Genomic DNA, 23188 nt, shown 5'->3' with positions numbered 1-23188 from the left:
CCGCGCTCCGCTGGGTCAGAGCGCGGCCGGGTCCCTGTCGTCGATGTTGGCCGGCGCCTTCGCGTCGAGCTCATCCGGCAGTTCGAGGGGACGGCGCGTGTAGTAGCCCTTGCCCTTGCGGTAGAAGAGCACGAGCGGGACGATGCCGACCACGATCAGGCCGACGCCCAGGATGTTGACGATCGGATCGTTCTGCCCGATGCCCTGCACGAAGATGTAGCCCATGAAGATCGCGCCGGCGAGCGGCCAGAGGAAGATCAGCAGGGCGTTCTTCACCGACTTGAACAGCACCCGGCGGTAGGCGACCACCACCGCGAGACCGGCGAGCGTGTAGTAGAAGGCGATCTGCATGCCGATCGACGCGATGGCGTTGGTCATGATCTCGCCGACGGAGCCCAGCAGGTTGGAGCCGACGAACAGGACGACCGACACGCCGACGACGATGAGGGTCGCGAACGCCGGGGTCCGCCAGCGCGGGTGGATCCGGCCGAACGCCTTCGGGATGGTGTGGTCGCGGCCCATCGCGAACAGCGTGCGGGTCACCTGGATGAGCGTGGTCTCCAGCGTCGCGATGGTGGAGAGCGCGACGGCGACCACGAGGATCTTCCCGCCGATGCCCGGCCAGACCGCGTCGCCGAGGACCGAGAGGATGTTGGCGCTGTTGTGCTCGATGGTCTTCGACGGGAGCATGACCAGTGTCGCGATGGTGAAGATCTCGAACAGCAGGAACACGATGACGATGCCGATGATGCCGGCGGAGCCCGCGTTCTTGTGGCCGTCCTTGGTCTCCTCGTTGAGGTTCGAGGAGACGTCCCAGCCCCAGTAGTAGAAGGCGGCGATGAGCGCGGCCGAGACGAAGACGCCCTGGCCGGTCAGGTGGCTGAAGCCCAGCCAGTCCCACGAGAAGGACGGCCCGGCGTGGCTGCTCGTCGCGGCGCGCACGATCATCAGCACGGCGAAGAGGATGAGGATGCCCACCTCGATGAGGGACATGATCCACTGCGCCCGCGCAGTCACGTGCACGCCGAAAAGCACGCACGCCGCCATCACGAGGAACCAGATCGCGCCCACGCCGGTGATCAGCCACGCGTTGTTCGCCTGGTCCGGCGCGAACAGCGTCACCGTCATCGCGCCGGCCGGGAGGGCTCCCGCGACCATGAAGATCGTCGCCGAGACGACCAGCGCCCAGCCCGACAGGAAGCCGAGGATCGGGTGGAGGGCCCGGGCGACCCACGAGTAGGTGGCACCGGCGTTCACGTCGGCGCGACCCAGATAGAGGAACGCCCACGCGATGCCGAGCATCGGGAGGCCGCACCAGAGCAGTGCGGCCGGAGCGCCGAGTGCCGCCGCGCCGACGAGCGTCGCGGTGGTGGCCGCGATGGAGTACGCGGGCGCGCTGCCCGCCACGGCCATCACGATGGAGCCGGCGGCGCTCACCCCGTTCGCCTGCAGCTCGTGCTTGTGTTCGCCCCCGCGAGGGTCGGCTCCGCTGTCGGGTGCGGCGGAGTCCGGCCGGGAATATTCCTGCGTCATTGCTCTCCCTGGCTAGGGTCGCGTATGCGACAGGGGGACGTTAGCAACTCCCGGACCTGAGAACAAGCCTTTTCACCACGAAATCGGTCGTCGATTCAGAAGAAACAGACGGAAACCGAGGCCGATGTGGGTCCACTCAGAGATTCTCGACACTTTTCGTCCCGAAAGGCGGGGTCTCGACGGCCCCGCGCGACCGCTGGGCCGACCGTTCGATGGCGTGCTCGGCCTCCGACAGCACGAAGGTGGCCCGCCGGCCCGTCCCGCCCGCGAGGCGGAAGCCCAGCCGGAGCGCCAGCCGCGCCGACGCCGTGTTGGTCCGCTCGATGACCGCCGTCACGAGGCACGCGCCCAGCTCGCCGAAGGCCAGGTCGAGCATCGCGCGGGCGGCCTCTGTCGCGTAGCCGTGGCCCCCTCGGCCGTGAGCTGCAGCCAGCCGATCTCCGCGGTGCGCGTCTCCGGCGCGACTGTGCGCAGGTGCAGGGACACATCGCCGATCACGTGCCCGTCGTGCTCGACCGCGAGCACCAGGAGGTCGCCCGGCCCGGCGAGGACGGTGTGGCCCGTGCGGGCGAGAAGGTGCTCGTGCGCCTGGCGCGCGGTGCGCAAGGGCCAGTCGAGGCCCTGCCGCACCTCCTCGTCGTCCTCGATGCGGCGCCAGTCGGCGTCGTCGGTCGCGCGATAGGGGCGGAGGACGAGGCGCGCCGTCCGCACCTCGTGCGCCTCGACCGGCAGCTCGAGCACCGGGGAACTCCAGAGCGAGCGGAGCGACCCCAGGCCGTGGACGAACCCGTGACGGCGCAGCGGGCGGCGTGGGAGAGAGGTCACAACGTCCTCCTCTCCTGCTTCGACGGTAGAACGAGCGTGCTATGGCTGCGCTGCGACGTCCGCGGGCAGTGTGAGAAGGCCGGAAGCGTCGCACAGCCCACGCACACAGAGCGGTCCGGTCGACTCCCGACGGGGTGGCTTCAATTCGGAGGCCGAGTGTGCCTAGGGTTGCCCATGAGCGACGACGAGGAGCAGCACCCCGGGAAGATCTCCCGGCGCGCGGTCATCGGTGCGTCCGTGGGCGCCGTCGCGGTGCTGGCCGCGGGCGCGGTCGGCGTCGGCTCGCTTCTCTCGGTGTCCGGCCGGCCGTCGCCGGGAAGGACGCCGTCGCCCGGCGGTTCCGCGATGCTGACGGTCGCGCACCACGGCGGCTCCCGGGACTGGCCGGAGATGTCGATGCTCGCCTACCGCAACTCCGTGCTGCTCGGGGCCGGGGCTCTGGAGGTCTCGCTCGCACGCACCCGCGACGGTGTCTGGTTCGGGCTGCACGACGCCACGCTCGACCGCACGTCGGGGACCACGGACTTCGTGGCGGCGGAGCACACCTGGGCAGAGGTCTCCCAGCACCGCATCTCGGCCGAAGGGACCACGAACCCGTCGCAGCCGGCGCAGCCGTACGCCCGCTTCGAGGACATCGTCGCCGCCTTCGCTGCGACACATGTGCTCTACGTCGACCCGAAGGTCGTGCCGGGCACCTACTTCCCGGAACTGTTCGCGATCATGTCCCGGTCGCCCTCGCCGCAGCGGTCCTTCGTGGCCAAGGGCTACTGCACGGGGACCGACTGGCCGACGCAGGCCGCCATGCGCGGCTATCGAGGCTGGGGGTACTACTACGCGTCGGAGGTGGAGGCAGACGCGAAGCTTCTCCCGTCGACGCAGGCGCGCTGGACGACGCTGGGCCTCGACTTCAACGGCTCCCCCGCGGTGTGGGAGCGGATGCGGAAGCTCGGCCGGCCGGTGCTGGCGCACGTCGTCCCCGACGCCCCGGGCGCCGAGACGGCGCGCCGCCGCGGCGCCTCCGGCATGATCGTCTCCGGCATCCGCGAAGTGCTCTCGCCGAAGGGCACGTAGACGCCCTAAACCGTTGCGGGGGCGGTTACCCGCCCTTCGGGGGTGGCGGTGGAGGCGGTGACGGTGAACTTGGGGTTTCGGGCGATCTGACGCGTGGGGCCGACCGCGCGCTCCAGGGCGGCGCGGTAGCCGAGGTGCGAGTTCCACACCGTCCACAGCTCGCCTCCCGGGGCGAGCACCCGGCCGGCGTCGGCGAACATCCGCTGAGCGATCCCGGTGTGCACAGCCCCGCCGATGTGGAACGGCGGGTTCAGCACGATGAGGTCGGCCGACGCGTCCGGCTGCGAGGCAAGGCCGTCGTCGCGCACGACCGCCACCCGGTCGGCGACGCCGTTCGCCGCGGCGGTGGCCCGCGCCGACGCGACGGCTGCCGCGGACTGGTCGGTCGCGATCACGCGCAGGGCCGGCCGGGAGACGGCGAGCGCGGAGGCCAGCAGTCCCGTTCCGCAGCCGAGGTCGATCGCGGTGCGGGCTTCGGGCACGGCGTCGCCGAGGACGGTGAGCAGGAACCGCGTCCCGATGTCCACGCTCGCGCCCGCGAATGCCGCACCGTGGGCGCACACGTGGAGGCCGGTCGCCTCGTCGAAGGCCCGGTCCGGCCAGCGGTCGAGCGCGATCGCGGCGGCCGGCTCGGGTGTTCGGGCCGTGAGCACGCGGGCCTTCTGGCGGGCGAGCGACGCCTGCACGTCGCCGAAGACCTCCGCCAGCACGCCGTTCATCGCGGTGGTCATGTGCTTGAGCATCCCGCCGGCGAAGACCCCGACCTCCGGATGCGCGTGCTCGGCGGTCAGCGCGGCGATCTCGGCGAGCGCCTCCAGACTGCGCGGGAGCCGCAGCAGCACAGTGCGGGCGCCGGCGACGAGGGAGGCGTCGAGCGGCCGGTGCTCGAACGTGCCGCTCAGCCCGAGATCGGCGGCGTTGGCGTCGAGCGCCCGCTCGGCGGTCAGCGGGTCCTGGTGCACGCGGATGCCACGGGCGCCGCGGGCCGCGGCAGCGAGGGTGAGTGCACCGTACGCGTCGCCGATGACGACCAGCCCGCCGCGGAGCACGTCGTCGCCGGCGAGGTCGGCGAGGAGGCGGTCGGCGGCGTCCGACGCGAAGAGGTTCGGCGCCTCCACATCGGGGCGGCGCCTCAGACGCTCGTAGGGGAACACGCGTTCAGTCAATCAGACGGGACTGCGCGGTGTGGCTGGCTGGAGCTGCAGGAGCATGCCGCCTTCCCTGCGGAGCACACCACGATCGACCGCGTGGAACTGCTCGGGCCGCTGGAGCAGCGCCGCTGCCTCCGCTACACCGTGCGGCGCGGCGAGGCGACGATGGTGTTCTGGTTCGCCGTCGACCTCCCGGGATGCCGATCCGGGTCGAGCGCGCCGAGGGCGGGGAGACGCGGACGACTCTCGAGGTGGTGTCGGTCTCCGGGGTGCCTGCCGTCAGAAGGTGACGTCGGCGGTCCCGACGACCTCCGCCGTGCGCCCGGGGGCCCGGTGGTTGCCCCAGTACAGGTTGGTGTGGGCGATGACGAGGTCGGGCGTGGGCGCGCCCCACTCGCTCAGGTCCTCTGTCGTGTGGGCGTCGCCGACCAGCGTCACGTCGTAGCCGCGCACCAGCCCGCCGTGGATGGTCGAGCGGATGCACTCGTCCGTCTGCGAGCCGGTGACGACGAGCCGGCTCACGCCCGCGGCGGCGAGCACGTCCTCCAGCGGTGTCTCCTCGAACGCGTCGGCGTAGTGCTTGGGCACCAGCGCCTCCCCCTCGTCGCGCGACAGCTCGGGCACGTACTGCCACGCCTCGCTGCCGTACTCGACGTTCTCGTCGGAGTGCTGGATCCAGACCACCGGGACGCCCTCCGAGCGCGCCCGATCGACGAGCGCACGGATGTTCCCGACGACGTCGTCCCGGCGGTACGCGCCGCCGATGACACCGTTCTGGACGTCGATCACGAGCAGCGCCGAGCCCTCGCGGCCGTGGAGTGTGGTCATGCGATCCCCCTTACCCGGCCGAGAGTACTCGCCTCCGCGGGGTCGCAACACGCCGTTATCCGGTGCGGAAACGGCGTGTTGCGACCCCTGCGTGGGCAACGGGTCAGACGGTGAACCGGATCGGCTCCCCGAGGGTGGCCACCGACGTGCCCACCTGCACGGCGTACTCGCCGGGCTCGGTGCGCCAGGCGTGGTCGTCCACCGACCAGTAGTGCAGCGAGCGCGGCTCAAGCTCGACGGTCGCGACCGCGGCCTCCCCGCCTCCGCCCGGATCAGCGCGTACCCGGCCAGCCAGAGCACCGGGCGCTCGATGTCGGAGTCCGAGACGCGCGAGAGGTAGACCTGGACGACCTGCTTGCCCGCGCGATCGCCCACGTTCGTGACCGGGACGCTCACCGCGTGGTCGTCGAGGGTCGCCTCGCCGAGCTCCCATTCGGTGTAGCCGAGGCCGTGCCCGAACGGGAGGGCCGGGGCCGGCCCGCCGAGGGCTGCGCGGCGCAGCCACTCGCGGTAGCCGACGTTCAGCTTCTCGTCGTAGAACAGCTTCCCGTCGATCGGCTCGACCTGCCAGACCGGCACGTCCTCCTCGTCCGCCGCCCAGGTGGTCGGGATGCGGCCGCCGGGCTCGCGCGCGCCGGAGAGCACGTCGGCGAGCGCGCCGCCGGTCTCCTGGCCGGGGAACCAGGTGAGCAGCACGGCCGGCGCCTCCTCCAGCCACGGGAGGATGACCGGGCCGCCGGAGTTCACGACCACCACGGTGCGCGGGTTGACCGCGAGCACCCGGCGGACGAGTTCGTCCTGGCCGTCGGGGAGGCGCAGGCCCGCGCGGTCGAAGCCCTCCGACTCGAGGGTCTCGGTCGTGCCGACGACCACGACGGCGACGTCGGAGGCCGCGGCCAGCTCGACGGCGCGCTGCAACTCGGCCTCGGGGTCGGCGAAGGGCTCCTCGTAGCCGAAGGTGAACATGACGGCCGCCAGCCCTGCCTGCTGCTGGGGGCGGTGCTCCAGCCGCAGCGAGACGCTCTGGCCTGCCTTGAGGTCCAGCGGGAACGACTGCTTCGGCGGGTTGAGGAACGCCATGAACGGGTCGGTGCCCTCCGGGAAGAACAGTCCGTCGCTCTTGAGCTCGCCGCCCACCTCGAAGCGGAACAGGCCCAAGCCGGCGAAGCCGACCGAGTACTCGCCGTCCTCCGGCGCGGTGAACTCGGCGGTGGCCTCCACCACGGCGGTGTCGCCGAGGATGGGGTCGCCGAGCCAGACCAGCTTGCCGGAGGCGCGGTGCTCGTCGAGCAGCACGGCGCCGCCCTCGCTCAGGAAGCGGACACGCACCCCGGGCTCACCGGTCACCGGGTCGGTGGCGACGCGCGCGTCGATCGGGAGGACGGACTCCGACGACTTCACGCCGGCCGCGTACCGGACGCGCTCGGCGCCGTAAGCCTCCACCAGCCCGTCGAACGGAGTGACGACGTGGTCGGGGAACACGGTCGCCGAGCCGCCGCCCTGCGTGCGGACGATGCGGGCGTGCTCGCCCACGACCGCGATGGTCGGCGTGGACGCGGTGTCGAGGGGCAGCACGCCCTCGTTGCGCACCAGCACCATCCCGTCGGCCGCGGCCTCCCGCAGCAGGGCGTCGATGCGCTCCTGAGGCCAGGGCTCGGCGAGCGGGGTCGCGGCCTCCACGCCCTCGAGCGCACCGAGGCGGCCGGCGAGGCGGAGGATGCGGCGCACCTTCTCGTCGATCGCGGCCTCGTCCACCTGGCCGGCAGCGACGGCCTGCACCAGCGCGTCGCCCCAGACGCCCTCCGGGCCGGGCATGGCGAGATCCTGCGCCGAACTCCCGGCGGCGACGGTGTCGCGCACGCCCATCCAGTCGGAGACCACGACGCCGTCGAAGCCCCACTCCTCCTTCAGCGGCGAGCGCAGCAGGTCGTTCTCGGTCATGGTCACGCCGTTGACCGAGTTGTAGGAGGACATCACCAGCCAGGCGCCGCCCTCCACGACCATGCGCTCGAACGGGGCGAGGTACACCTCGCGCAGGGTCCGCTCGTCCACCTGCACGTCGACGGTCATCCGGTCGGTCTCGCTGTCGTTCGCCACGTAGTGCTTGGGCGTGGCGCCGACGCCGCACGACTGGATGCCCTTCACGAAGGCCGTCCCGATGACGCCGGAGAGCCACGGGTCCTCGCTGTACGCCTCGAAGTGGCGGCCGCCGCGCGGCGAGCGCTGGATGTTGACGGTCGGGCCGAGCGCGACGCCGACGCCCTTGCGGCGCGCCTCCGCCGCGATCAGCTCCCCGAGGCGGTGCACCCGCTCGACGTCCCACGACGCGGCGAGGGAGGTCGGCGACGGGAGGCTGGCCGAGGAGTCCCGCTCGTCCCAGAGCTGGCCGCGCACGCCGGCCGGGCCGTCGGAGACGACGATGGTCTCCAGACCGATCTGCGGTTCGTCGTGCAGGGTCCAGAAGGACGCGCCGGTGAGGAGGCGCACCTTCTGCTCCAGGGTGAGGGAGCCGAGCAGGCCGTCGAGGAACTCGTCGGCGATGTCGGTGGCGGTGGTGGTGTCGGTCATGACGGTGGTGCTCCTAGCGGACGGACTTGATCGGGAGGACCGCGATCGCACCCAGCAGGGCGATCACGATGCCGATCGGGAACAGCGGAGTGTAGACCTGGCCGAACGCCACCACGATCGCGCCTGCGATGCCGGGGGCCAGTGTCTGCGGGAGGGTCGCGGCGATGTTGAGCACGCCGAGGTCCTTGGCGAAGTCGTCCTTCGACGGGAGCACCTCGCTCATGAGGGCGGTGTCGACCGACTGGTAGGCGCCGAAGCCGAGGCCGGACACGAAGGAGAAGATCATCATGCCGGTCACCGTGGGCATCACCAGCGGGAACACCAGCGAGATGGCGAGGACGACACCGGCGATGACCACGACGATCTTGCGGCGCCCGAGCTTGTCGGAGAGCGGGCCGCCGATGAGCGTCGAGATCAGCGTTCCGGCAAGGCTCAGGATGCCGAGCACCGGGATCATCGTGACGGCGTTCCCCTTCAGGCCGATGTAGTCCTGCAGGATGTACAGCTGGTATCCCGTGACCATGAAGTAGCCGGCGAAGAGCAGGAGGCGCCCGGTGAAGCCCCAGAAGAAGTCGGGGTGCTCGACCGGGCTGACCCAGAACGTCTTGAGGAAGGCGACGACGTTGAACGGCGGCTTCGGCTCGGCCTTGTTGGACTTGTCGGGGTTCAGCACGACGAACAGCACGATGACGATCACGGCGACGCCGGCGAACACGAGGTAGCCGGTCGGGATGGATTTGGCGAAGGCCGCTCCCGCGATCTGGCCGCCGAGCGCGCCGAGCATCAGGCCGAGGCCGCTCAGCGCGGCGAATGTGCCGCGAACGGCGCTGGGCACGCGGTCGGGGAGGATCGCGCTCAGGGGGCCTTGCGCGAAGTTGTACGCGATCTGCACGATGACCCACGCGATCGCGATCTGGACGACGGTGTTCGCCGCCGCCATGCCGAGAAGGGCGAGGCCGCCGATCAGCACGCCCGCGACCATCCACGGCGCACGGCGGCCGAAGCGGCTGCGCGTGCGGTCGGACACCATGCCGGCGATCGGCTGAGCGACCATCGCGGCGAACGCGCCGATCGTGGCGACGATCGCGAGCGTGCCGGCCTTGGCGCCGTCGCCGACGATCCCCTGCACCTGCAACGGGAGCAGGATGCCGGGCACCGCGCCCCAGATGCTGAAGATCGCGAGGTTGGCGATCGACATCGACAGCATCAGCTTCAGCAGCTTGCCGCGCACCTTCACCTTCTGCGGCGTCTGGGCGGAGACGGCGGAGGTCGGGGCCGCCGAGAACGCCGAGTCGGCGGTGGTCAGCGTCGAGCCGAGGGCCACGCTGTCGGGAGCGCCGGAGAGGTTCGGCGGGAGGGTGGGCTGGACCGGGCGGGGGCCCTCAGGGAAGTCATCAGACGGCGATGTCACGGGGAGTGTCCTTTCAGAGCAGGCGACGTTGCGTGCTAACACGCGTAACCATACGTCACCCTCTTCCCCGAATACAACCCATCGCTCGGTTTTGCTGACGCGAGTAAGCAGATCCGCCGGTGAGACCTAGACTGAGCACACCATGTTCACGCCGCAGGTCGTCAAAGCCCCGACGAGCGCCGACGTCGCGCTCGCGGCCGGCGTCTCGCGTGCGACAGTGTCGTTCGTCCTCAACGACAAGCCGAACTCCCGGGTCTCCGACGACACCCGCCACCGCGTGCTGGAGGCCGCTCGCCTGCTGGGCTACACGCCCAACACCGCGGCCCGTTCGCTCGCCAGCGGCGAGGCCGTCGCCGGGCTGCTGGTCGCGTCGTCGGCCATCGACCACGGCGCCACCGTCGCACGGGCGCTCGACGTCCTCCTCGCCCGCACGGTCGACGACGGCATCGACGCGCTCCGGCACGCCGACACCGCGACGACGGGCGCGGAGGCCGGGCAGCTCTGGGCCAAGCTGCGCCCGGAGGCGGTGCTGGCCGAAGCCGCACGCTGCGATGCGGACGCCACCGAGGTCCTGCGCCTCGCCGGAGTGCGCGCGCTCGTCGTCCACGGCATGACAGCGGTCGACTACGCGCCGTCGCTGGTCATCCCGCAACGCCCCTTCGGCGGCCTCGCCGTCGAGCACCTGGCGGCGCTCGGCCACGAGCACTTCGTCTACCTCGCTCCCGCGACGCCCGGTCCCGCCGCCGCCGAGCGCCTCGCCGGGGCGCGGGAGACTGCCGAGCTGCTGGGCGTGCGGCTCGACGTCACGCACGCGGCAGCCTCCGCCCGGACGCTCCGCGACTGGGCGCACGGACTCCGTTACGACGCGCACGCACCCACCGCCATCGCGGCCTCCGACGACGGGCTCGCCATGGCGGCGATCCGCGCGCTGGCCGACGCCGGCCTCCGCGCGCCCGCCGACTTGTCCGTGGTCGGCGCCGACGACCATCCGGGCGCGGCGGACTTCCTCCCTCGGCTGAGCACGATCACGTTCGACGCGGACGCGCTCGCGGGGACGCTGCTCGACGCGTTCGCGCGGATGCGCGCGGGCGAACGCGTGGAACTGCTGGCGGCGCCGCCGATGCGGCTGGTGGCGCGGGAGTCGGCGGCGGCGCCGGCGCGCTGAGGGCAGTCCAGGGTCGGCAACGCGCGTCGACGGCCGACGTCGCTACTAATCCTGGGGAGCCCGTGATCGACGGGAGCAGCCGTCCGGTCTCCAGCGGTGGCGGGCCGCCGACCTCCGCCCCCAAGCCTCGGCGTGAGGCGGCATCCGACCACCAATCGCACGACCGGGAAGCCCGTTTGTGCGCATAATCACTTATCACTATGGTTAGATTGATATTCAACCAGAGATATGATGAGTGCGATCATTTGCCAGGACTGTTGGGCAAAGGTTATGTCGGGCCACGAACCCCAGCAAGTATCGAATTGGTTAGCGAGGATGCGAAGCAGTGAGTGTTGTGGAGTTTTCTGCGGATTCGTGGCAGGCGTCGTCGCCGGGTTTGCGGGAGGGTCTTGACCGTCGGATCGAGGTGTTGGCTGAGTTGGTGCAGGGGTTGGAGGCTCTGGCCGGGTCGGATCAGATCAGTGGTGTGGGTGCGGATGCGATGCGTGCGTATATCCGCGAGGTGCAATTGCCGGTGGCGCAGTCGGTTTGGGCCGGTTGCGGGGTTTCGAGGGGAGCTGACGCGGATCTCTGCGGGGGCGGCGCATCTGGTGTCGTTGGGTGGTGCTGGTGCGCGCGCGGCGGGGGCTGCGGTCGAGGACTTCGAGGGCATGCGGGCTATTGCCCGGTCGCAGAAGGAGACCTGGGAGGCGTATGAGGCGTCGGATCCCGGTTTCAACCAGGTCCGCGAGCTGATCGCTGAGCTGAAGGGTGTTCTGAAGAGCCTTGGGTCGTTGACGGTCGGTCGGGGCCGGTCCTATACGGCGGGGAGTTTCGATCTGACCCTGGCGCGGTTGGGTGAACTGACTTCGGGGATGTTCGAGTACTGCCAGGCGAACCAACAGGTCGCCTCTGAGGGCTGGGAGAGCATGTTCGCCGGGTACGCGGCGGATGTCGCCGCCCGGGCGGAGGCGGAACGGCGGGAGCAGGCCGGGTGGGACTTGCTCTGGGACGGGTTACAGATCCTCGCCGGCGCGGTGATCACCGCGGTAGGGATCGGGTTGACCCCGTTCACCGGCGGGTTCTCCCTCGGCCTGACCGTCCTCGGTGGGTCGTTGCTGGTCGGCGGGATCAACAACGCGATCAACCACGCCACGATCGCCGCCACCGGGAACGAGTTCAACCTGGTCGGGATGGCCTCCCAAGCGGTCGGGAAATGGTACGACGCCACCATCGCCCAACCCGCGATCAAGTCCGGGGACCCGCGCCTGGCGTTCATCGCCGGCGCCGGTGCGGCGCTGGGTGACCTGGTCGCCGGCGGCCTGCAAGTGAACGTGAAAGAGATCGGTGCGGGCGTCTCTGCCCTGATCACCGACCAGAACGCACGCGACCAGCTGTTCAACGAACTGAACAACACGTGGAACCAGGTCATTACCGGGGACGCGTATGTGATCGGGTACGCGACCACCACGGTCGCCAGCGTCCTGATCCCGGGTGTGGCGGCGGCGAAGTTCACCAGAACGGGTGATCTGTTCCGTAAGGGCGGGAAGGTCCCCGGGCTGGTCAAACCATCGGTGAAGCTCTCGACCCCGAGCGCAGCGACCAGCGCACTGGACTGGGCGAAAGACCGCGCCGGCGCGGGTGTCACCGTCGTCAAACAGCAGTTCAAACCGGCCCCCCGACCGCTCGACAATGAGGGCCCGCACCCCACCACACCGCACGGCGTGGATGGCGCGCGTAGTGCAGACCGTGGGCCCGGAGCAGCCATCACCGGTCTCACCGCCGCAGAACACGAGCTAGTCGACCAACTACTCAAGGATGGCGTCAAGGTGAGCAGCGAGCACGTCGTCTCCATCATGAGAGCGCCAGATGGAGCCTGACCCGCTTTTCCGGACACCTGAGTTGAGGCGATGATCGTCTCAGAGAGGAGTCCGTGAGATGCCTGCTGCTCACCCGCCGGAGTTCCGGCGTCGTGCCCTGGATTTGGTCGCGCAGGGGAACCCTGTCGCGCAGACCGCCCGTGATCTCGGGATCAGTGAATCCTGCCTGCGGAACTGGATGCACCGGGACGCGGTCGATTCCGGCCGCAAGGCTGGTGTCACGACCGACGAGCACAAGGAGCTCGTCGAGTTGCGTCGCCGGAACCGAGTGCTGGAGATGGAGAACGAGATCCTCAAGCGCGCGAGCGCGTATTTCGCGAGGGAGAACGTGCTCCCAAAATAGGGTTCCGGCTGGTCCAGGAGCTCGCCGCGGACGGTGTCCCCGTCGCGGTGGCCTGCCGGTTTCTGAACGTCTCGACCTCCGGCTACTACGACTGGGCCACCCGGCCCCCGTCCGCGCGGGCGGTCGCGGATGCCGAGCTGACAGCGACGATCCGCCGCATCCACGCCGACTCCCGCCAAACCTATGGGGCACCGCGCGTGCTGGCCGAGCTGCGGCTCGGGCTCGGCGTTCACGTCGGCCGCAAACGCGTTGCCCGGCTCATGCGCAGCGCCGGCCTGATCGGGGTCTCGCATCGCCGGAAGCGACGCGGATGGAAGCCGGACACGGCCACCCATGAGGATCTGGTGAAGCGGCGATTCCGCGCGGACGCACCGGACCGGCTCTGGTTCTGCGACATCACCCAACACCGCGCAAAAGACGGATGGGTCTACTGCGCGGCCGTGATCGACGCGTTCAGCCGCCGGATCGTCGGCTGGTCGATCTCGGATCGGATCACCACCGAGATCGTCGTCGACGCCCTCGAGATGGCCCGCTGGCGGCGGCGCCTCGAGCCCGGCACCATCGTCCACGCCGACCGAGGAGCGCAATACACCAGTTGGCTGTTCGGGCACCGGCTCCGCCAAGCCGGCCTGTTGGGCTCAATGGGCCGAGTCGCCTCCAGCGTCGACAACGCTCTCATCGAGTCATTCTGGTCGATCATGCAACGCGAGCTCCTGGACCGCACCGCTTGGGACTCCCGCACCCAGCTGGCCTCAGCAATGTTCGAGTGGATCGAGGGCTTCTACAACCCGCGCCGACGGCACACCAGCCTCGGCAACCTCAGCCCCGCCGACTACGAAGCCCTTCACACCGCCGCCGAAATCGCGGCATGATCAACACACCGAAACCGTCCGGGAAACCGGGTCAGGCTCCGATGGCCGGATAACCTGGCTCGAAAGAGGGACCACGCGCGACACCACACCGAACCCCTCAGGTCTCGCCCACATCATTGAAGATCACGGAGCCCAGTTCGCGCAAAGGGGGATAAGCGAGTCTCAGATCCCGGAGGTTTTGATGAGAGCTGTGCAGGAAGGCGAGATCGTCGGTCATCAAGGAGCAGGGACAGGTCGGCCCATCTATCAAGTCGAATACGACGGAACGACTCTAAAGGTCGCTATCACCGTCGGCAGTAACGGCTATATCGTCGGAGCGAACATCACAAAATGAACAACTTTCAAATCGCCCTCCCTGTTATCGAACCCGATGAGCCTCCGCGCGTCGACGTTCACTACGAGTGGACCCAGTATCCCCTTTGGCTCGACGGCAAATACGGGATCGACAGTGTTGACGGACATGAGATCGGCCTCAGCCCGGAACTCGTGCGCGATCTTCGAGCCTGGAGCGGTTCTGCTGATGCCCAATTCAACGCCGATGACCCGCCCAGCAGCACCGTACCCGCGAACTTCCTCGAAGACGGTTTTGAACTGGCGAAACGAGTGCGAGCAGAACTTCCCGCCGAGTGGATTGTGACGTCCTACGATCCGCGGGCCCGGAGGAAGGTCACACTGACGCCTGAGGGATAAGCTCGGCGTCGTCACGGAAACACCGTCGTTCCGCGGGCGCCAGGCGTTCCGGGCACTGAGGCCAGTCCACCCCTCCACGGGCGCCACCCGGTTACGGGGGCACCCGCCGGTCGTGACGGCCGAGCCCGCCACCTAGGCTGGAATCGTGGGGACTCTCGCCTGGCTCACGCTCGCTCTCGGGCTGCTCGCCGCCTACCCGGTGGCGCGTTTCGCCGTGCGCGGCTGGCGGTTCCGTGCCGGGTCGACCGTGCGCCTGGTGGTCGTCGGCCAGGTCGCCGGGCTCCTGCTCATTGTCGGGTGGTGCCTGTTCGCGCCGCGCGCCGACCTGGGAGGGATCGGCTGGTTCGCTGTCACGCTGGCCGCGCTTGCGTTCCCGCTCGCGCTCGGCGACGCCCTGCAGTCCGACGGGCGGCTCCGGGTGCTCGCGATCGCGCTCACCGCGACCATCGGGCTGGCCGGTGTCGGCGCGGGAGCGCTCACGATCGCCCCGAGCTTCACGACGGCGACGGTTGCCGGGAGGGTCGTCCCGGTCACCGAGCAGACGCTCACCGCCGGCGCGCAGTTCGCCGTGCACATCCCGCCGACGGCCTCCGGGTTCTCCGCCCGCGACGCGCGTCTCTTCGTGCCTCCTGGCTGGCTGCGCGACCCGTCGAGCACGCGTCCTGTGGTCGAGATGATGATGGGCCAGCCGGGCAACCCGACCCTGGGTGCGACGCTCGACGCCCTCCACGGTCTCGGCGCCGAGCGGCTGGGCGACGCGCCGTTCATCCTCGTGGTCGACCAGCTCGGCGACGTCACGGCCAACCCGCCGTGCAGCAACACCAGCGCAGGCGAACTCGACACCTACCTGTCGAAGGACGTCCCGGCCTGGATCCGCGAAAACCTCCCCGTGAGCGGAGACCGTGCGGACTGGGCGATCGCCGGATACTCGCACGGCGGCGAGTGCGCGGCCTACCTCGGCGCGAAGCACCCCGGGATCTGGGCGAACGTCGTCTCCCTCTCCGGTCCGGACAAGCCCGGCGAGCACCGGCCGAATTACACCCGCGACACCTACTACGGCGGCAGCCAGGCGGCGTACGAGGCCGTCTGGCCCGAGAACATCCTCGCGTCCACCCATTACCCGCAGCCGACGAGGGCGATCTTCGTCGCCGGCGCGCAGGACTCCCACTTCCGGCCGCAGGTGGAGGCGACCGCGACCGCCGCCGAGAAGGCCGGCTGGAAGGTCACCTATTGGGCTGTGCCCGACTCCACCCACACGCAGGCGCTGGAGGCGGGGCTGAAGACCGCGTACAACCAGCTCATCGGCGTGTGGGTGTCGTCCGGCGCCGTGGCGGCGCAGGCCGACCGCCTGCTCTGCAGTCCGGACCAGGACGCGCGCGCTTGCGGCCTGACGCAGGCGGGAGCCGTCGCCGGCACGGTGACGATCGTCGACCTCAGCGTGCTCGCCGTGTTCCTCGGGGCGCAGCTGCTGCTGTTCTTCCGCCGCGGGCGCCGCCTCCGCGTCGACGCCGCCTGACTCCGGCCGCCATTCGTGCCGAATGTGGCGTATCGCGGCGCTGTAGGCGCGATTCGTGCCGAATGTCTGCACCCGCGGTGGGCGCGATTCGGACGGAATGTCGCGTTACGCGGCGCGAAACGCGACATTCGGCGCGAATCGTCAGGCGGCGACGGCGTCCCGTGCCGCGCTGAACGCGGCCACGCAGCGGCGGATCTCGTCGTCGGTGTGCGCGGCCGAGAGCTGCACCCGGATGCGCGCCTTGCCGCGCGGCACCACCGGGAACGAGAACGCCGTCACGTACACGCCGTGCTTCTGCATCTCGTCCGCGATGCGGGCCGTGAGCGCGGCGTCGCCGAACATCACCGGCACGATCGGGTGCTCGCCGGGCAGAAGATCGAAACCGGCATCCGTCATCAGCTCGCGGAACAAAGCGGCGTTGGCGACCAGACGCGCGCGCAGCTCGTCCGACTGCTCCAGCAGATCGAGCGCGGCCAGCGTGCCGGCGACGATGGACGGGGCGAGCGTGTTCGAGAACAGGTACGGCCGGGCGCGCTGGCGCAGCAGGTCGACGACCTCCTGGCGGGACGACACATAGCCGCCGGACGCGCCGCCGAGTGCCTTGCCGAAGGTGCCGGTGTAGATGTCGACCCGGTCGGCGACGCCGCAGAACTCCGGGGTGCCGCGGCCATGCTCGCCGACGAAGCCGACGGCGTGCGAGTCGTCCACGAAGACCAGCGCGCCGAACTCGTCCGCCAGGTCGCAGATCTCGCGGAGCGGCGCGATGTAGCCGTCCATCGAGAACACGCCGTCGGTCACGATCACCGTGTACCGTGCCCCCGCATCGCGAGCCGCGGTGAGCTGCGCGCGGAGGTCGTCCATGTCGCGGTTCTTGTAGCGGAACCGCTGCGCCTTCGACAACCGGATGCCGTCGATGATCGAGGCGTGGTTGAGCTCGTCTGAGACGATCGCGTCCTCCGCCGAGAACAAGGTCTCGAACACGCCGCCGTTGGCGTCGAAGCACGACGAGAACAGGATGGTCGCCTCGGTGCCGAGGAACGCCGACACGCGGCGCTCCAGCTCGAGGTGCTGCTCCTGCGTGCCGCAGATGAAGCGCACGCTCGCCATCCCGTAGCCCCACTCGTCGAGCGCGGCCTTCGCGGCGTCGCGGAGGGTGGGATGGTCGGCGAGGCCGAGGTAGTTGTTGGCGCAGAAGTTCAGCACCTCCGCGCCGTCCGCCGTGATCAGCGCCGCCTGCGGACCGTGGATGCTGCGCTCGCGCTTGGTGAGCCCGGCCTCCTCGATCTCCGCGAGCTGCGCCGAAAGGTGGTTGCGAAACGTCCCGTACATCAGACCTCCGTCCAATCGAGGATGACCTTGCCGCCGCCGGCCGCGGCCGCCGCGGCGAACCCCTTCTCCCAGTCGCGGGCGGGGAAGCGGTCGGACACGATCGAGGCGATGGAGTCGTGCAGCGGCTTGGAGGTCTGCAGCATCGCGCCCATCGCGTTCCAGGTCTCGAACATCTCGCGGCCGTAGATGCCCTTCAGGGTCAGCATGTGCGTCACGACGATGCCCCAGTCGATCGCGATCTGCTGCGACGGCAGCCCCAGCATCGCGATGCGGCCGCCGTGGTTCATGTTCTCGATCATCGAGGGCAGCGCGGTGGGGGCGCCGCTCATCTCGAAGCCGACGTCGAAGCCCTCCCGCATCCCGAGCGCCCGCTGGGCCTCCCGGATGTCGTGCTTCGAGACATCGACGGTGAAGTCGGCGCCCATCCCTTTCGCGAGCTCCAGCCGCTGCGCGCTGACGTCGGTGCCGACGATGAACCGAGCGCCGACGTGGCGGGCGACGGCGATGGCCATCAGCCCGATCGGGCCGCAGCCGGTGACCAGCACGTCCTCCCCGACCACCGGGAACGCGAGCGCGGTGTGCACGGCGTTGCCGAGCGGGTCGAACAGCGCGCCGACCTCCGGCTCGATGCTCGTGTGGTGGACCCACACGTTCGTGGCCGGGAGGACGAGGTACTCGGCGAACGCGCCGTCGCGCTGCACGCCCACGCCCTGCGTGCGGATGCACATCTGGCGCCGGCCCGCGCGGCAGTTGCGGCAGGTGCCGCAGACGATGTGGCCCTCGCCGGAGACCTTGTCGCCGACCTCCACGTCGTGGACGAGCGAGCCGACCTCGACGACCTCGCCGTAGAACTCGTGGCCGGGCACCAGCGGCGCGGCGACGGCGGAGGCGGCCCAGTCGTCCCAGCGCAGAATGTGGAGGTCGGTGCCGCAGATGCCGGTGCGCAGCACCCGGATCTTGACGTCCTCCGGGCCGATCTCCGGCTCGGGGACGTCGATCAGGGCCAGCCCGGGCGCGGCTTCGCTCTTGTACAGGGCCTTCATTTCGCCATCCTCGTGGGGTCGTGCGGGTGCGTCTTCGCTGGGCTCTTCCGCCTTGTGGGCATGGGAGACCGCGCACCAGCCTACCCGCCCCGGCGCGCTGCATTTCATCCCAGGTGGTCCCCTTTCGGGCACGTGCCGTTCGGGGCCGTGCTGGTGGGGAGCTCGTTCCTGTGAGGCGGGTCGCTATAGGCTCGGCGGCATGACCGGGGAACTGATCGCGGGAGGCGGGGACCGGCCGTGGACCGGCGCCGTCGCCGACCAGGGCATCCGCACGCTGTTCCCGCTGGAGGACGGGGAGGTCGCGCTCGCGCAGGGGACCTACACGCTGGACTCCCTGCGCGCGATCGGCGACGGCAGCTACCAGCGCACCGGCTCGTTCGCCTTCGGGATCGGCGTGATCGGCCTCGCGGTGACCGCCGGCACGCTCGCGGCCAACGCCTCGCGGAACAACGCCGCCCGAGCGCAGGCGATGGCCGACGCGCAGGTCGCCTGGCGGCCCGACCACGCCGGAATGCTGACGGTGACCGATCGCGGCTTCATCATCGTCACCGCCGCGGGGACGTTCCGCTGGGACTGGGGCTCGGTCGACCTCATGCAGGTGGTCGCGTTCAACACGGTCGTACTGCAGGGGCGGTCCGATCGCGGGCCGGTCACCTGGCGGATCTACTCGCACTGGTCGGAGCTGCTGTTCGTGCTGTGGGCGCGGGCACGGCATCCCGGGCATCCGCAGCTCGCGGGGCGCGCGTGGCTGCCGGAACGGTGGGAGGCCTGGGCGGCGTGGGTCGGGCACCCGCTGCCGGCTGTGCCGTCGCTGCCGCCGCCGCCGGCGCTCCCTGATCCGCCCTCCCTGGCCGGGCTCCTCCGGCGTTAGAGTGCGGTCATGAAGCGCGCACTCATCGTGATCGACGTGCAGAACGAGTACGTCACGGGCAACCTGAAGATCTGCCACCCGGACCTGATGACCTCCATCCCCAACATCGAGGTGGCGATGGACGCAGCCGCCGACCACGGCGTGAAGCTCGTGATCGTCCAGCACGTCGAGGACGAGGGCTCGCCGCTGTTCGCCCGCGGTTCCGAGGGCGCCAAGCTGCACTCCTCGATCGCCGACCGCACGCCGGACCTCCTGGTCACCAAGCAGGGCGTCTCGTCGTTCGCGGGAACCCGGCTCGAGCAGTGGCTGCGATCCGAGGGCATCGACACGGTCGCGATCGCCGGCTACATGACCCAGCACTGCTGCGCCGGCACTGCCCGCGACGCCGCCGCGCTCGGCTTCACGGTGGAGTTCCTCTCGGACGCGACGGGCACCCTCGACCTGGTCAACGAGGCCGGCTCGATCTCGGCGGACGCCCTCCACATCAGCGTCCTGGTGACGATGGCCTCGGAGTTCGCCGCAGTGGCGACCACGGAGGAGTGGACGCTGGCGGTGGAGGCCGGCGACACCCTCCCGGTGTCGAACCTGTGGGACAGCACGGGGCACGCGCGGGTGCCGGGCAAGCACGAGGAGCTGCACAAGCTGATGCGCGAGGTGCGGGCGGGGATCGACAGCGACATCGCGGCGGAAGAGGCGCGCGAGTTCCGGAACACTCTGTACGTGGGGCAGGGGGCGTCGTCGGCGTTGTGAGGGGTCAGGGGCGGGATCCGCTTCGCGCCGCTCGGTTTGCCAGCACCGTTCCGATGAACGCGCCCGCGAGGAGCAGTACGACGGCGATGGAGGTCAGCACGACCGCCGCGCCCTCCCATGTGATCGATGCGGCTGAGAGCCCGACGACGATGCACGAGGTAAGCCAGGTGGGCACCACCGCGGCACGATGGCCTCGAACCCACGTGGTGTCGTCGCGACGGGTCGAGGCGGTCCGGATTCCGAGGATGCCGTTCCGCCGGAGACGGCCGGCCGCGGCGAGGTGAACCGCGGTCCCCGCGCCGAGCGCGATGAGGGCGATGAGTATGTTCAGAGGCGTCATTCCGGGCCACCTGCGACGGGCGACCGTCGTCTAACACGTAGAGACTTGGCAAATCGCCAGAGACGCTCGCGGATCGTTTGCGATGTGCGATCGGAAGACTCGGATGCGCTGGCCGACGCTGCGATCAGCACAGTGCCGACCATGACACCTGCGAAACTCCACAGCCCGATCGTCAAGACGATGAACCCGTGCAACAGGAGGTCAGCGAGTACTGCCCAGCGACGCCACTTGGCTGGTCCGAGAATGAGGACCGCGATCGCGATCTCGATTACGATGGCGCCCCAGGTCAAACTTGCAACGAGCAGCGGGACCTTTGTCACTTCGAGCATCACGGCGCCGATCCAGCCGGATGCGCCGAACATCAAGCTACGAACGTAGTAGTACTCGGCAGAACCATCGACCCACGCGTCAGTACCGAACTTCGCGATGGCGCTGTTGAGGTAGATCGCCGCGACCTGAATTCGAATCGCAATGATGAATGCAGACGCAGCACCTCCCGCGAACGGTCGCAAAGGCTGACTTGAGGTGCCCCAATGCCACCGCCTGTCATCAACCAGTGCGAGCGGAATCAGGAGGAGCCCGACAATGCGCGCGACTTGATCCCCACCGTCAGGGAGGGAAATACTCATGCCCAAGGACAGGCAGATCCATGCGTGAGGTACTGACGTCCATCGCGGGCGCCACCCGCTGGCGATCACACAGAGAAGGACGACCATGATCCAACGGCGCCACTCCTGCGAGACCACATCGCCACCGATGCAATAGAGCGTGAAGGCGCGAATACTGTCGCAGAGCGGGCCGGGTCCTTGGCCGACGACCGGCTGGAGCAGGGCCGCGGGAGGCGTCAGGACGATGATGCTCAACTGCGCAAGAGCGATCAGCGTACGCCCTGTTGACGACGCTCGAATTCTGAACGGTATCGACGCTTGAAAAGTGAACACTCAACGATTGGAGAGTGATCACTTTGGAGGATTGGGCGCTGATCAGGAGGCTCGCTGCGGAGGGTGTTCCGAAGGCCCGGATAGCCGACCGGTTAGGGATCTCGCGCACGACGGTGTGGAAGGCGGTGGGTTCTGATTCGCCGCCGACGTATCAGCGCAGGGCTGCGCCGACCTCGTTCGATCCGTTCCAGGCCCGGGTGCGGGCGTTGCTGGCGGAGGATCCGGAGCTGCCGGCGACGGTGATCGCGGAACGGGTGGAGTGGCCGGGATCGATGTCGTGGTTCCGTCAGAACGTGAAGCGGCTGCGGCCGGAGCATCGTCGGATCGATCCGGCCGACCGGCTGGTCTGGGAGCCAGGCGATGCCGCCCAGTGCGATCTGTGGTTCCCGCCGAAGAAGATCCCGCTCGAGGACGGGACAGCGTGCTTGTTGCCGGTGTTGGTGATCACGGCCGCATTCTCGAGGTTCGTCACCGGGCGGATGATCCCGACCCGGAAGACGGAGGACCTGCTGTTGGGGTCGTGGGAGTTGATCCAGCAGCTGGGCGCGGTCCCGCGTCGACTGATCTGGGACAACGAGCCCGGCATCGGCCGCGGACCCCGGCGCGCGGAAGGGGTGAGCGCGTTCATGGGGACTCTGGCGACCAGGCTGGTGTTGCTGCCGCCGCGAGACCCGGAGTCCAAAGGCATCGTCGAGCGCCGCAACCGATGGTTCGAGACCTCCTTCATGCCCGGGCGCAGCTTCGCCTCCCCGGCGGACTTCAATACCCAGTTCGCCGACTGGCTGACACGAGCTAATGCCAGGGTGGTGCGGACCACGAACGCGTCACCGATCTCGAGGCTGGCGGCGGATCAGGCGGCCATGCTGCCATTGCCGCCGATCCCGCTGCATCTGGGCTGGCGCAACCAGGTCCGTCTCGGTCGGGACTATTACGTCCGGTTGGACACCACTGACTACTCCGTCGACCCGTCCGTGATCGGCCGCCTGGTCGATGTCAGCGCCGACCTGGAACGGGTGCGAGTGCGCGCCGGCGGCCGTCTCGTCGCTGACCATGCCCGTCTCTGGGCGCGGGGAACCACGGTCACCGATCCGGCTCATGTTCAAGTCGCAGCCCGGCTGCGCAAGCAGTTCCAGCAACCCAGACCGGTTCGGCCGGTCGATGATCTGCACCGGGACCTGGCCGACTATGACCGGGCGTTCGGGCTGACCGGGGAGGTTATCTGATGCCCCCAACGAGCTCACCGGCCGAGGCGGTCAAACAGATCACCTATCTCGCCGCCGCGTTGAAAGCACCCCGGATCACCGATGCCGCGGCCCGACTCGCGGACCAGGCCAGGGACTCCGGCTGGTCGTTCGAGGACTACCTCGCCGCCGTCCTGGAACGCGAAGTGTCCGCCCGCAACGCATCCGGAGCAGAGCTGCGGATCAAAGCCGCCGGATTCCCCGCCCGGAAAACGCTGGAGGACTTCGACTGGGACGCCCAACCGACCGCCCGACAACAGATCGCTCAACTGGCCTCCGGCGGGTTCCTCCTGGAAGCGCAGAACGTCGTCCTTCTCGGCCCTCCCGGAACCGGGAAAACACACCTCGCGACCGCGCTCGGGATCGTCGCCGCCCGACACGGACACCGGGTCCTGTTCGCGACCGCGACCGACTGGGTCACCCGCCTCACCGACGCCCACCGCGCCGGCCGGCTGCCGCAGGAACTGGCCCGGCTGCGTCGATACGGGCTGATCATCGTCGACGAAGTCGGATACCTCCCGATCGAGCAAGACGCCGCGAACCTGTTCTTCCAACTCGTCTCCAGCCGCTATGAACACGCGTCGCTGATCCTGACCTCGAACCTGCCCTTCAGCGGTTGGGGCGGCGTCTTCGGAGACCAGGCCGTCGCCGCTGCGATGATCGACCGGATCGTCCACCACGCCGACGTCCTCACCCTCAAAGGCGCCAGCTACCGACTCCGCGGCCGAGGCATCGACAGCCTCCCCAGCATCCGCACCACCACCGCCGACACCGAGAACTAGACTGCCCGCAACCGTTCACTTTTCACCCGGCGAAACCGTCCAGAATCCGAGCGGCGTCG

20 protein-coding genes and 2 pseudogenes are annotated in these 23188 nt (G+C 69.6%); 11 read left to right on the top strand and 11 right to left on the bottom strand.

The window, feature by feature from the left end:
* Positions 1 to 15: 15 nt before the first annotated feature.
* On the bottom strand, positions 16 to 1533 hold the full coding sequence (locus ACRAWC_RS13865; RefSeq protein WP_431348245.1) for an APC family permease: 1518 nt from the start codon (positions 1531 to 1533) through the stop codon (positions 16 to 18).
* A gap of 136 nt (positions 1534 to 1669) precedes the next feature.
* A pseudogene (locus tag ACRAWC_RS13860) lies at positions 1670 to 2244 on the bottom strand (GNAT family N-acetyltransferase).
* Between the two features lie 288 nt (positions 2245 to 2532).
* Between ACRAWC_RS13860 and ACRAWC_RS13855 the strand changes: the two are divergent.
* Positions 2533 to 3429, top strand: coding sequence for a glycerophosphodiester phosphodiesterase (locus ACRAWC_RS13855; RefSeq protein WP_431348244.1), 897 nt, complete (start codon positions 2533 to 2535; stop codon positions 3427 to 3429).
* A gap of 5 nt (positions 3430 to 3434) precedes the next feature.
* Here ACRAWC_RS13855 and ACRAWC_RS13850 read toward each other — a convergent pair whose 3' ends face one another.
* From ACRAWC_RS13850 to ACRAWC_RS13830, 5 genes and pseudogenes are all read right to left on the bottom strand, one after another.
* Positions 3435 to 4583, bottom strand: a complete 1149-nt coding sequence (locus tag ACRAWC_RS13850; RefSeq protein WP_431348243.1) for a class I SAM-dependent methyltransferase — start codon at positions 4581 to 4583, stop codon at positions 3435 to 3437.
* Positions 4584 to 4859: 276 nt separating this feature from the next.
* On the bottom strand, positions 4860 to 5408 hold the full coding sequence (locus tag ACRAWC_RS13845; RefSeq protein WP_431349443.1) for an isochorismatase family protein: 549 nt from the start codon (positions 5406 to 5408) through the stop codon (positions 4860 to 4862).
* A 103-nt stretch (positions 5409 to 5511) separates the two neighbouring features.
* Entirely contained in the window at positions 5512 to 5841 is a 330-nt protein-coding gene (locus ACRAWC_RS13840) for a fibronectin type III-like domain-contianing protein (protein WP_431349442.1), read from the bottom strand.
* 137 nt (positions 5842 to 5978) lie between these two features.
* Positions 5979 to 7976: pseudogene (locus tag ACRAWC_RS13835) on the bottom strand (glycoside hydrolase family 3 protein); the annotation flags it as partial.
* Between the two features lie 13 nt (positions 7977 to 7989).
* Positions 7990 to 9387, bottom strand: a complete 1398-nt coding sequence (locus ACRAWC_RS13830; RefSeq protein WP_431348242.1) for an MFS transporter — start codon at positions 9385 to 9387, stop codon at positions 7990 to 7992.
* Between the two features lie 142 nt (positions 9388 to 9529).
* Between ACRAWC_RS13830 and ACRAWC_RS13825 the strand changes: the two genes are divergently transcribed.
* From ACRAWC_RS13825 to ACRAWC_RS13800, 6 genes are all read left to right on the top strand, one after another.
* The gene (locus ACRAWC_RS13825; RefSeq protein ID WP_431348241.1) at positions 9530 to 10552 is read left to right on the top strand and encodes a LacI family DNA-binding transcriptional regulator; all 1023 of its coding nucleotides are present in this window, start codon (positions 9530 to 9532) and stop codon (positions 10550 to 10552) included.
* 461 nt (positions 10553 to 11013) lie between these two features.
* Positions 11014 to 12411, top strand: a complete 1398-nt coding sequence (locus tag ACRAWC_RS13820; protein ID WP_431348240.1) for a hypothetical protein — start codon at positions 11014 to 11016, stop codon at positions 12409 to 12411.
* Between the two features lie 58 nt (positions 12412 to 12469).
* A complete protein-coding gene (locus ACRAWC_RS13815; protein WP_431347418.1) occupies positions 12470 to 12754 on the top strand; it encodes a transposase in 285 nt (94 codons plus the stop codon).
* The gene (locus ACRAWC_RS13810) at positions 12751 to 13626 is read left to right on the top strand and encodes an IS3 family transposase (RefSeq protein ID WP_431349441.1); all 876 of its coding nucleotides are present in this window, start codon (positions 12751 to 12753) and stop codon (positions 13624 to 13626) included. The genes ACRAWC_RS13815 and ACRAWC_RS13810 overlap by 4 nt, the downstream gene beginning before the upstream one ends.
* A 330-nt stretch (positions 13627 to 13956) precedes the next feature.
* Entirely contained in the window at positions 13957 to 14316 is a 360-nt protein-coding gene (locus ACRAWC_RS13805) for a hypothetical protein (RefSeq protein ID WP_431348239.1), read from the top strand.
* A gap of 145 nt (positions 14317 to 14461) precedes the next feature.
* Positions 14462 to 15832 (top strand): alpha/beta hydrolase, encoded by a 1371-nt coding sequence (locus tag ACRAWC_RS13800; protein ID WP_431348238.1) that lies wholly within the window; start codon positions 14462 to 14464, stop codon positions 15830 to 15832.
* Between the two features lie 141 nt (positions 15833 to 15973).
* Here ACRAWC_RS13800 and ACRAWC_RS13795 read toward each other — a convergent pair whose 3' ends face one another.
* The gene (locus tag ACRAWC_RS13795) at positions 15974 to 17161 is read right to left on the bottom strand and encodes a glycine C-acetyltransferase (protein ID WP_431348237.1); all 1188 of its coding nucleotides are present in this window, start codon (positions 17159 to 17161) and stop codon (positions 15974 to 15976) included.
* Positions 17161 to 18204 (bottom strand): L-threonine 3-dehydrogenase, encoded by a 1044-nt coding sequence (tdh, locus tag ACRAWC_RS13790; protein WP_431348236.1) that lies wholly within the window; start codon positions 18202 to 18204, stop codon positions 17161 to 17163. Before tdh ends, ACRAWC_RS13795 begins: the two co-directional genes overlap by 1 nt.
* Positions 18205 to 18403: 199 nt before the next feature.
* Between tdh and ACRAWC_RS13785 the strand changes: the two genes are divergently transcribed.
* Positions 18404 to 19075 carry a hypothetical protein gene (locus ACRAWC_RS13785; RefSeq protein ID WP_431348235.1) on the top strand — a complete coding sequence of 224 codons (672 nt, stop codon included), beginning with the start codon at positions 18404 to 18406 and terminating at the stop codon, positions 19073 to 19075.
* Positions 19076 to 19084: 9 nt separating this feature from the next.
* Positions 19085 to 19825 carry a cysteine hydrolase family protein gene (locus tag ACRAWC_RS13780; protein ID WP_431348234.1) on the top strand — a complete coding sequence of 247 codons (741 nt, stop codon included), beginning with the start codon at positions 19085 to 19087 and terminating at the stop codon, positions 19823 to 19825.
* Between the two features lie 4 nt (positions 19826 to 19829).
* Here the strand turns inward: ACRAWC_RS13780 and ACRAWC_RS13775 are convergent, their stop codons facing one another.
* Together ACRAWC_RS13775 and ACRAWC_RS13770 are read right to left on the bottom strand one after the other, a co-directional pair.
* Positions 19830 to 20165, bottom strand: a complete 336-nt coding sequence (locus ACRAWC_RS13775; RefSeq protein ID WP_431348233.1) for an SdpI family protein — start codon at positions 20163 to 20165, stop codon at positions 19830 to 19832.
* Positions 20162 to 21106 carry a sporulation-delaying protein SdpB family protein gene (locus ACRAWC_RS13770; protein WP_431348232.1) on the bottom strand — a complete coding sequence of 315 codons (945 nt, stop codon included), beginning with the start codon at positions 21104 to 21106 and terminating at the stop codon, positions 20162 to 20164. The genes ACRAWC_RS13775 and ACRAWC_RS13770 overlap by 4 nt, the downstream gene beginning before the upstream one ends.
* Positions 21107 to 21120: 14 nt before the next feature.
* Here ACRAWC_RS13770 and istA point away from each other — a divergent pair, with 14 nt between their 5' ends.
* Entirely contained in the window at positions 21121 to 22329 is a 1209-nt protein-coding gene (istA, locus tag ACRAWC_RS13765; protein ID WP_431346167.1) for an IS21 family transposase, read from the top strand.
* A complete protein-coding gene (istB, locus tag ACRAWC_RS13760) occupies positions 22329 to 23129 on the top strand; it encodes an IS21-like element helper ATPase IstB (protein WP_431346168.1) in 801 nt (266 codons plus the stop codon). Before istA ends, istB begins: the two co-directional genes overlap by 1 nt.
* The last annotated feature ends 59 nt before the right edge of the window (positions 23130 to 23188 follow it).

This window comes from Leifsonia sp. L25, assembly GCF_050632895.1.
The sequence above is the reverse complement of the archived record's forward strand: the minus strand, read 5'-3'. Positions and strand labels throughout refer to the sequence as shown.